The sequence below is a fragment of the Mycobacterium sp. genome (genome assembly GCF_035603715.1).
In the GTDB taxonomy this organism is placed as follows: Bacteria; Actinomycetota; Actinomycetes; order Mycobacteriales; family Mycobacteriaceae; genus Mycobacterium.
On record NZ_DATNJW010000044.1, the window covers coordinates 1 to 9784 of the forward strand.

General features: G+C 67.2%; 7 protein-coding genes and 2 pseudogenes. 6 read left to right on the forward strand and 3 right to left on the reverse strand.

All coding sequences use genetic code 11. The features are described from left to right. Together VN856_RS01655 and sigM are read left to right on the forward strand one after the other, a co-directional pair. A pseudogene (locus tag VN856_RS01655) lies at positions 1–2455 on the forward strand (protein kinase family protein); the annotation flags it as partial. A 53-nt stretch (positions 2456–2508) separates the two neighbouring features. Continuing rightward, positions 2509–3087 carry an RNA polymerase sigma factor SigM gene (gene sigM / locus VN856_RS01660; RefSeq protein ID WP_325685508.1) on the forward strand — a complete coding sequence of 193 codons (579 nt, stop codon included), beginning with the start codon at positions 2509–2511 and terminating at the stop codon, positions 3085–3087. 7 nt (positions 3088–3094) lie between these two features. Here the strand turns inward: sigM and VN856_RS01665 are convergent, their stop codons facing one another. Continuing rightward, on the reverse strand, positions 3095–4825 hold the full coding sequence (locus VN856_RS01665; RefSeq protein ID WP_325685510.1) for a sensor domain-containing protein: 1731 nt from the start codon (positions 4823–4825) through the stop codon (positions 3095–3097). A 197-nt stretch (positions 4826–5022) separates the two neighbouring features. Here VN856_RS01665 and VN856_RS01670 point away from each other — a divergent pair, with 197 nt between their 5' ends. The 4 genes from VN856_RS01670 (at position 5023) to VN856_RS01685 (ending at position 8523) form a co-directional block, all read left to right on the forward strand. Beyond that, a complete protein-coding gene (locus VN856_RS01670; protein WP_325685512.1) occupies positions 5023–5736 on the forward strand; it encodes a hypothetical protein in 714 nt (237 codons plus the stop codon). Between the two features lie 74 nt (positions 5737–5810). After that, complete coding sequence (trxB, locus tag VN856_RS01675) at positions 5811–6809, forward strand: thioredoxin-disulfide reductase (protein ID WP_325685514.1); 999 nt, start codon at positions 5811–5813, stop codon at positions 6807–6809. A 14-nt stretch (positions 6810–6823) separates the two neighbouring features. Beyond that, positions 6824–7177: a thioredoxin gene (trxA, locus tag VN856_RS01680; RefSeq protein ID WP_325685516.1), complete on the forward strand. Its 354-nt coding sequence runs from the start codon at positions 6824–6826 to the stop codon at positions 7175–7177. A gap of 125 nt (positions 7178–7302) precedes the next feature. After that, positions 7303–8523, forward strand: coding sequence for an N-acetylmuramoyl-L-alanine amidase (locus VN856_RS01685; RefSeq protein WP_325685518.1), 1221 nt, complete (start codon positions 7303–7305; stop codon positions 8521–8523). Here VN856_RS01685 and VN856_RS01690 read toward each other — a convergent pair. Both VN856_RS01690 and VN856_RS01695 read right to left on the reverse strand, forming a co-directional pair. Beyond that, the gene (locus VN856_RS01690) at positions 8510–9250 is read right to left on the reverse strand and encodes an acetyltransferase (RefSeq protein WP_325685520.1); all 741 of its coding nucleotides are present in this window, start codon (positions 9248–9250) and stop codon (positions 8510–8512) included. The two genes, VN856_RS01685 and VN856_RS01690, sit on opposite strands and share 14 nt — an antisense overlap. Positions 9251–9613: 363 nt before the next feature. Beyond that, positions 9614–9784 (reverse strand): annotated as a pseudogene (locus VN856_RS01695) (chromosome partitioning protein ParB); the annotation flags it as partial.

Genomic DNA, 9784 nt, shown 5'->3' on the forward strand with positions numbered 1-9784 from the left:
CCTCACCGACAACCCCGACCTCGTCGCGGGCTACCTCGGGTTGGCCAACGGCCTGGGATTCCTAGCGGGCGCGATCGCCGGCTACGTCTTGCTCCGCAACGCGCTGCTGCCCCGAGGTGGTCTGGGGGCAATCCCCCGCACGCGGGTGGGGGTCCCCCCAGCCGCGGAGAGGCGAGGGGGCGTGCAGCCAGCCGTTCGCCGGGGACTGCTCGGCGTCGCGGAGGTGCGGACCATCCTGGTCACGGCCACCGCGTCGCTGCTGGCGGGTTTGGTCGCATACCTGGTCGACGTGCTGACGGGCATGGAGCGGCTCACCGCCTACGGCGGCGGCGCCGGCTCATTGCTGCGGCTGCTCGTGCTCGCGGTGATCATGGCGCCGATCGTGGCGGTGGTCATGGTGCGCGCGCAGGTGCCCGAGGCCGTCGCGGCGCTGGCGGTGTTCCGCGGCTGGATCGGCGCGACACCGGCCCGCGGGAAAGCCGCACCGCCGGCACCCGCCCGAGTGCCTCCCGTCGGCGCCCCAGCACCCCCTTCGAGCAGGTCAGCCCGCGTCGTTGCCCCCCAATCCGAAGGCAACGATCAACTGTTGCGCACCGGTATCGTCACGTACCCTGAGCACAGGAATTCGTCAGCACGGGCGGGATATCCGGGAGGGGAACCCATCCAGCGCGGGCATCCGGAGCGACCGACCGGGGAGGGGACGGAGAGAGGACCGGAGATGACTGACGGACCATCGGACAGCGCCTCACGCAAAGCTGTCACGGGCTCCGCATCGTCATCCGCAGCCGACGATTTCCAGCCCGACGTCCCCACCGACCTCCACGTCGGCACCGTCGCGGCGCCGGAAGCCTCGACGCCGCCCAACGGCGGATCGTCCGACCCCGACCTCGAGACCACCGCGTTCGGCACCACTGACCCGATCGAGTTCGACGCGCCAAGCTCGCCGGGATCCGGCCCGGCTGCGCCCTCAGACGAACAGCAGCTGGTCCCCGGTGCCAGCATCGCCCGCGGTCGCTACCGGCTGCTGGTGTTCCATGGCGGGGCCCCGCACACCCAGTTCTGGCAGGCACTGGACACCGCGCTGAACCGGCAGGTGGCACTGACTTTCGTCGATCCGGACGCAACGCTTCCCGACGGGCAACTCCGCGAGATCCTGGCTCGCACCATGCGGCTGAGCCGCATCGACAAAATCGGCATCGCCCGAATTCTCGACGTCGTGCACACCGGCGCCGGCGGCCTAGTGGTCACCGAATGGGTGCGAGGCGGCTCGCTCCAGGAGGTCGCCGACACCTCGCCGTCGGCCGCGGGCGCCTCACGCGCGATGCAAACCCTCGCCGCCGCGGCCGAGGCCGCGCACCACGCCGGCGTCGCGCTATCGATCGACCATCCCAGCCGGGTCCGGGTCAGCATCGAAGGCGATGTCGTACTGGCCTTCCCGGCGACGATGCCGGACATCAGCCCCGACGACGACATCCGCGGCATCGGCGCCGCGCTGTATGCGCTACTGGTCAACCGGTGGCCGCTGCCAGAATCCGGATCACCCAGCGGGATGGCGCAAGCACCGCGCGATTCGGCCGGCCAACCGCTCGAGCCCAGCGCCATCGACCGAGACATCCCGTTCCAGATTTCCGCGGCCGCCGCCCACTCGCTGCAGGGAGACGGTGGGATACGCAGTGCGGCAACGCTTTTGAATCTGCTTCAGCAGGCGACGGTAGTGGCCGACCGTACCGAGCTGCTCGCCCCCATCAGCGACGACGCTCCTCCACCGTCGCCCCCGCGGCCGGCGCGGGCCCGCACACCCGACATCGACGAGGCGCACGCGCGCGCCCGCCGGCGACGCGCCCTCACCATCTGGGTTAGCGCCGGCGCCGCGGTGCTCCTGGTCGCGCTGCTGGTCTTGGCCTCGGTGATCACGCGGATGTTCGGGGACGTCGGCGGCCTCGATAAGGACCAGCTCGGCCTCAACGGCCCCTCGTCCAGTTCCACCGCCGGCGCGGCGGCGGGCAGCATCGTCAAGCCGGTGAAGGCCACCGTGTTCTCCCCCGGCGGCGAGCCCGACAACCCCGAGCAGGCCGGGCAGGCGATCGACGGCAACCCGGCCACGTCGTGGGACACCGACACCTACCACGACGCGGTCCCGTTCCCCGGTTTCAAGAGCGGTATCGGCCTGCTGCTGCAGCTACCGCAAGCCACCGTGGTGGGTGCGGTCAACGTCGACGTCCCCAGCACCGGGACGAAGATCCAGATCCGCTCGTCGGCGACAGCGACACCCAGCAGGCTCGAGGACACCACCGCGCTGACGCAGCCGGTCTCGGTGCACCCCGGCCACAACAGCATTCCGGTCAACGCTTCGTCGCCCACGTCGTATGTGCTGGTGTGGATTTCGACGATGGGTACCACAAACGGCGCCAGCCGCACCGGACTCTCCGCGGTCACGGTTCAGGCCAAGTCCTGACGGGCCGCTTCGAGTGAAGTGCCGGGCAGCGGGTCATTGGTTACTGTCCGGCCGTGGGTTCCACGCAGGTTCGGCAGCAGCGTCCCGGACAACGTAGCGACGCCGAACTGTTGGCGGCTCACGTGGCGGGCGATCGCTATGCATTCGAGGAGCTGTTTCTCCGTCACCACCGGCAACTGCACCGGGTCGCCCGGCTGACCAGCCGCAGCGCCGAGGACGCCGAGGACGCGCTGCAGGAGGCGATGGTCTCGGCGTACCGCGGCGCCGCATCGTTTCGGCACCACGCCGCGGTCAGCAGTTGGCTGCACCGTATTGTCGTCAATGCTTGCCTGGACCGGTTGCGCCGCAACAAGACTCACCTGACCACTGTCCTCGACGACCGCTATCCGGCGCCGGATCGGACCGCACAGGTCGACACGGCGATCGTGGTGCAGCGGGCACTGATGCGGCTGCCGGTCGAGCAGCGCGCCGCGGTGGTTGCCGTTGACATGCACGGCTATTCGGTCGCCGACACTGCCCAGCTTCTCGGGGTTGCCGAAGGCACCGTCAAGAGTCGCTGCGCGCGGGCCCGGGCCCGGTTGGCCGGCATCCTCGGATACCTGCACACTGACACACACCGACCGGCCGGCTAGGAATCCTTCACGTCCGAAACGGCTGAGCGGCACGCCGGGAGCGCGGCCTGCGTCCCGCTGGCGCAGAGGCGCTTTCGCTGTAGTAGCACGTCGTCCCACCCGTCGTCTTGGCCTGATACATCGCGGCGTCGGCGGCGCGCAGGATTTCCGCGGCGCAGCGCTTCTCGTCGACGCGCACGGCGACGACGCCAATGCTGGCACCGATGTGCACGCGCCTCGTCGGTGTGCAATCACTCACGGCCGGGATGCGGATCGGCTTGCGCAGCGCCGCATGCAGCCGCCTGACCAGGGCGTTGACTCTGACACGCTGTATCGGTGCGGCCAGCAGCGCCACGAACTCATCGCCGCCGACTCGGCCGACGACATCATCGGGGCCCAGAGCCGCCCGGAGTCGCTGCGCGGCGACTTCCAAGACCGTGTCACCCGCATGATGACCCAACTCGTCGTTGATGATTTTGAACTTGTCGAAATCTATGAAAAGGACAGCACCCCAACGGCATTCGGCAGACCCGATCGCATCGTTGATCAATGCCACCAAATGGGCACGGTTCGGCAGGCCGGTCAAGACATCGTGGGTCGCTTGGTAAGCGAGCTGCCGGTGGGCATTGTGCTGGTCGGTGATGTCCACGATCGACATCAACACCGACGAGCGGTCCGGATCGCTGGGGTCAAGCAGCGACCAGTTGATCGATACCCATATCCGCGCGCCATCGCTGAACCGGTCGAGACCGTAGATGCCGCCTGAGCGCGGGCTGCGCTTGAGGATCTCCATGACCGGGCGCTCGTTCCAGGTGAGCAGCCTGCCGTTTGCGTCGTACACCGGCACCTCGGCCACTTTCGCGAACCCGACGGCACCGACGCCCGTCACAGACTGGCCGAAAATACGTAATGTCGCGGGGTTGGCCGATTCCACCGTGCCGTCCGCGCCGATGACGACAACCCCCTCTTGCAGAGACGCGACCACGGTCTGGCAGGTCTGCTCGATTCGCCGCAGGGCTGTGTGGTTTGCGCACAAGACGACGTATCCGTCGTCCATCCGGGACACCGCCATGCGCACCGCCAGCTCCGAGCCGTCGGCTGCCCGATGGGTGGTGTGCACGACACCGCCGCCGGCGACAATGACGGCGAGGTCGAGGTCGGCGCCGACTACCCTGCCGATCGGTAGTCCCAACGCATCCACCGCTGAGCGCTGATAGATCGCCTCGGCGGCCGGATTCCAGCTCGTCACACATCCGGACGTGGTCGTGGAGATGAACGCGTCGCAGACGTGCGCGACCAGCGCGGCCTGCAAGCGCAGACGGGCTTCGGTGGCTTTTTGCGCGCTGACGTCGCGGAACACCACCTTGTGGGCCGGCCTGCCCTCCCACTGCGTCTGGATAGCGAGCGCTTCAACCTCACGCGTGACACCGTCGAGTGTCACGATCGCCATTTCCAGCGGCGGAGTGGTATCCCCCTCGAGCTGCCGCGCAGCGATCTGAGCGCGCACCGCGCCGCGCGAATCCGGGTGGATGAAATCGGTGATCTTGCGGCCGAGCAGCTGGCTGGCCGACTGTGCGCCCATCTTGCGCACCAAGGTCTGATTGACGTAGACGTAGCGGCCGTCGGCATGAACACACATGGCGACCGGGCTGTGATCGAGTAGCCACCGGTATTGCTGGTCGGCCTCAATTTCCTGAGATTGCTCAGCAACAGCAAGCGGCGGTACGCGCTCGCTGCTTTTCAGGGCGATTCCTGCCACCGCGTTCTCCCGACGTGGTTGACCAGCAATTCAAGCGTTGGCACGGCGGGCACGGGTGTCCGCGCCGCTCAGTTTTGCCCCTAGAAACTGAATATTCCTCAGCGTTTTCTGAGTTTAGACTCATCTGGCGGTTTACGTCACCCCACTGAACGAATCGGATATGGCATTCCAGTAAACGATGCCGGAGACTGGCGAGGATGCCTGCCGACGAGCGCGACGATCCGCCGCTGACCGTCGATTCCCTCGCCGACCTGCAGGCCGGTCTGCACGACGACAACGCTGCCGCTCGGCTGCGCAAGAAGATCCGCACCGATCCCGACGCCCGGCAGACCATCGACGCGCTGAATCGGGTCCGCGGTGACGTCGCCGCGGTGATCAACGACGGATCGACGGCACCCGAAGTCGACCCAGCGGTCGTCGGTCGGATCAAGACGGCGCTGCGCGCGCAGCATGCCGTCCGCCGGGGCGGACTTCCCCGCTCGGCGCGGCTCCTGGTCGCGCTGACCGGGTTGACCGCGGTCGCCGTCGCCGCCTGGCTGGGGACCCGGGCGCTGATCACGACGCCCACGGCAACGACGAGCCGGCCGACCACTATCGAACACATCACCGTCTCGCGCCCACCGCAGACCATTCCGCTGTCGGATCAGCAGATCCTCGCCGTGGTCGACCGCGAACCGGATTTCGGCCCGCTGGCCGATTCGCGCCGCCGCGCGTCATGCCTGTCCGGTTTGGGTTATCCGGCCAACGCCCGGGTGCTGGGCGCCCGGCCCATCGACATCGCCGGGCATCCGGCCGTTCTTCTGGTGCTGCCCGGCGACACGGCCGGCGCCGTCAAAGCACTCGCGGTGGCGCCGACCTGCAGTGCAGCCAACACCGGCCTGTCGGCTGACAGGATGGTCACCCGGCCGTAGTGTTCGCGGGAACAGCACCGCATACCCTGGCGTTCCAGTGCTTTGAAGCGGTTTCAAGTACCCGAAAGGTTGGTATGAGTTCCTCAACCAGCACCGTTCACGACGTGATCGTCATCGGCTCCGGACCCGCCGGCTACACCGCGGCGCTCTATGCGGCGCGCGCGCAACTGGCGCCGGTGGTCTTCGAAGGAGTCTCGTTCGGTGGAGCCCTGATGACCACGACCGAAGTCGAGAACTATCCCGGCTTCCGCGAGGGCATTCAAGGCCCCGAGTTGATGGACCAGATGCGCGAGCAGGCGCTGCGATTCGGCGCCGATCTGCGCATGGAGGACGTCGAATCGGTGTCGCTCGACGGCCCGGTCAAATCCGTCACCACCTCCGAAGGCGAAACGCTGCACGCCCGCGCCGTCATCTTGGCGATGGGGGCCGCGGCACGTTACCTGCATGTGCCCGGTGAGCAGGAGTTGCTCGGCCGCGGCGTGAGCTCATGTGCCACCTGCGATGGCTTCTTCTTCCGCGACCAGGACATCGCGGTGATCGGCGGCGGCGACTCCGCGATGGAGGAGGCCACCTTCCTGACGAAGTTCGCCCGCAGCGTCACCCTGGTGCACCGCCGCGACGAGTTTCGCGCCTCCAAGATCATGCTCGACCGGGCCCGCGCCAACGACAAGATCAAGTTCGTCACCAACAGCGCTGTGGTCTCGGTCGAAGGCGACTCCACGGTGACTGGCTTGCGGCTGCGCGACACCGTGACCGGCAAGGAATCCACCCTGCCGGTGACCGGGGTGTTCGTCGCGATCGGCCACGACCCGCGCTCCGCGCTGATCCGCGGTGCGGTCGACCTCGACCCGGACGGCTACGTGCTGGTCAAGGGCAGCTCGACCTACACCTCGGTCGACGGCGTGTTTGCCGCGGGCGACTTGGTCGATCACACCTACCGGCAGGCGATCACCGCCGCGGGCACCGGCTGTGCCGCGGCCATCGACGCCGAGCGTTGGCTGGCCGAGCAGGCCGAGCCGGGCGAGCGCACCCAGACCAAATCCGCCGGAACACCGGCGACGGCTTCCCTCTGATTGGAGAACATACGATGACACACACCGAATCGGCCGGCAAACCTGTAGATGTGTCCGACGCGTCGTTCCAAACCGACGTGTTAGCAAGCAATACGCCTGTGCTGGTTGACTTTTGGGCAACATGGTGCGGACCGTGCAAGATGGTCGCGCCGGTGCTGGCCGAAATCGCCGCCGAAACCGCCGGACAGTTGACCATCGCCAAACTCGACGTCGACGCAAACCCCGAGACCGCGCGCAACTTTGACGTGGTGTCGATCCCAACGCTGATCCTGTTCAAGGACGGCGAACCGGTCAAGCGGATCGTCGGCGCCAAGGGTAAAGCGGCGTTGCTGCGCGAGCTTTCCGACGCCGTTCCCAACGTCGGCTAGCCGGCCAGAGATCGACGCGCTTTGCCTGGCGTTTTTCCGAAAACCTTAAGGATCTGAGACAATACCGCCAAGCCTGTCAAACAATCGGCAGGGCTTCTAGCACCGGCTCACCGGAGGCCCTTGGAATGTCGAGACCGCATCGCGGAGTCGGCGAAGCGCTGCGCCGTGGTGACCGTAACGCCGCGGTCACCGACATCCGGGCCTCGCTGACCGCGTTGGGCCATCTGGATGGCGCGGATTCGGACCTGAGCACCGGAAGGCACGTCGCCTTCGACGTATTCGACGATGAGCTCGACCACGCGGTACGGGCGTTTCAGCAGCACCGCGGGTTGCTCGTCGACGGCATCGTCGGCGAAGCCACCAACCGGGCGCTGCGGGAAGCGTCCTATCGGTTGGGTGCGCGCACCCTGCATCATCAGTTCGGTGCGCCGATGTACGGCGACGACGTCGCCACACTGCAGGCCAGGCTGCAGGATCTCGGTTTCTACACCGGCCTGGTCGACGGATACTTCGGTTTGCAGACCCACAACGGGTTGATGTCCTACCAACGCGAGTCCGGCCTCTACGCCGACGGCATCTGTGGCCCGGAAACGTTGCGTTCCTTGTACTTTCTCTCCTCGCGGGTGACCGGTGGCTCGCTGCACGCCATTCGTGAAGAGGAACTGGTACGCCGATCGGGCCCCAAGCTGTCAGGCAAGCGGATCATCATCGATCCGGGTCGCGGCGGCAACGACCACGGTCTGATCGCACGCTGCTCCACAGGACCGATCAGCGAATCAGACATCTTGTGGGACTTGGCAAGTCGCCTTGAAGGCCGGATGACCGCGATCGGCATGGAGACATTCCTGTCCCGGCCGACCAACCGTAGCCCGTCCGACCACGAGCGCGCGGCCACGGCCAACGCGGTGGGTGCCGACCTGATGATCAGCCTGCGCTGCGAGTCCCAGGCCAGCCCGTCGGCCAGCGGCGTGGCATCGTTCCACTTCGGGAACTCGCATGGTTCGGTGTCAACCATCGGCCGCAATCTGGCCGACTTCATTCAGCGAGAAGTGGTGGCGCGCACCGGTTTACGGGATTGCCGCACACATGGCCGAACTTGGGATCTGCTCCGGCTGACCCGGATGCCCACCGTCCAGGTCGACGTCGGCTACATCACCAACGCACATGACCGCGATCTGCTGGTCACCACGCAGACCCGCGATGCGATTGCCGAGGGCATATTGGCGGCGGTCAAACGGCTGTACCTGCTCGGCAAGAACGACCGGCCCACCGGCACGTTCACCTTCGCCGAATTGCTTGCTCACGAGTTGGCAGTGGAGCAGGCCGGCCGGGTTACCGGCACCTAGCCGACGACACCGGCGATCCCGCTGCGACCGGCAGTTGCAACGCCGCGCTCTCCAGCAGCCGTTCCAGGGCCGCCTCGACTTCGGCCTTCCAGCCCAGACCCTCCTCGAGCTCGAGCCGCAGCCGCGGAAAGTACGGATGCGGCGCCACCACAACGAATCCCACATCGCGCAGGAAGTCGGCGTCGATCACGCAGTGCTCGGCCGAGCAGTCACCCAGCACCTCGAGCACTGGCTGTAGCTCGGGGTCGGTGCTGGGCAGGTTGGCCAACTCCGCGACAAGCTCGGTGCGGCCGAATGCCTCCAGGGCCCGCACACCGCGACGAACCAATTCGTCGACCACCCGCGCGACGAGACTGCGCGGGAGTTCGTCGGCGGCCGGGCCGGGTTCCACCCGCATCGACGTCAACAGCACCGCGTCCGCGGAGACCGGCGCGGTCGGAAACCGATGTGCCCGTGGCACTGTGCGGGGCGGGGCGTAGAAGGCGTAGCCCAGGCAGACCGACTCGCCCTGGCCACCGTCGGCGGGCGAGGCCATGGCCACTTGGCCACACGATCCCCACTCCAGCATGACCATCGACAGCCACGCTTCCTTCTCGAATTCCGGATCGGCGAGCTGATCTTGTTGGCCGACGGTCGCGGGATCGACCTCCCAGAAGACGCAGCGGCGGGCGTGTTTCGGAAGCTGGTCGAAGGCTTCGAGTCGTAGCGGTGTGATTCGAGCGGACACTAGACTCCTGGGCCTCTGTGGGGCGGTGCCATCGTGCGCTGCTCCTCCTCGGGCCAACCCGGGCCGCCTCGTCGCGGCGCGGTCACTGATGGCCCGGCTTCCCCGCGAGCGGGTAGTACCCCCACCCCGCAGCCGAGCGTACCCCCAGGATGGGGGCGGCCGCGATACCCGAGCGAGGCCGCTTCCGGACCCCGCGGCGCCGGCCGGCGGGCGGTTTCGGGCACTCCGACCGTTCGCAGCATGCCCGGCCGCGCACCGGAATCGAAATAGTCTGGTGCACAGCCGGATTCGGGGAATCGTGGCATCTCAGGGCGGCTCGATCTGGCGGATTGTCACAGTGACGTAACGAGTCAGTGTGTACGGTCAGCTCTTTGACGCGTTCATCAATTCGACAATGCGTTGCAAATCGTCCACCGAGCCAAACTCGACCACGATCTTGCCTTTGCGCTTGCCCAGGCTCACCGTGACGCGGGTGTCGAATGCACTGGAGAGCTGCTCGGCCACATCCTGGAGGCCGGGCATGTGGATCGGCTT

Excerpts from the sequence above, each read along its gene's own strand:
- VN856_RS01670 (WP_325685512.1), top strand. The coding sequence starts at position 5,023 with ATGCCTGCCGACGAGCGCGACGATCCGCCGCTGACCGTCGATTCCCTC.
- trxB (WP_325685514.1), top strand. The coding sequence starts at position 5,811 with ATGAGTTCCTCAACCAGCACCGTTCACGACGTGATCGTCATCGGCTCC.
- trxA (WP_325685516.1), top strand. The coding sequence starts at position 6,824 with ATGACACACACCGAATCGGCCGGCAAACCTGTAGATGTGTCCGACGCG.
- VN856_RS01685 (WP_325685518.1), top strand. The coding sequence starts at position 7,303 with ATGTCGAGACCGCATCGCGGAGTCGGCGAAGCGCTGCGCCGTGGTGAC.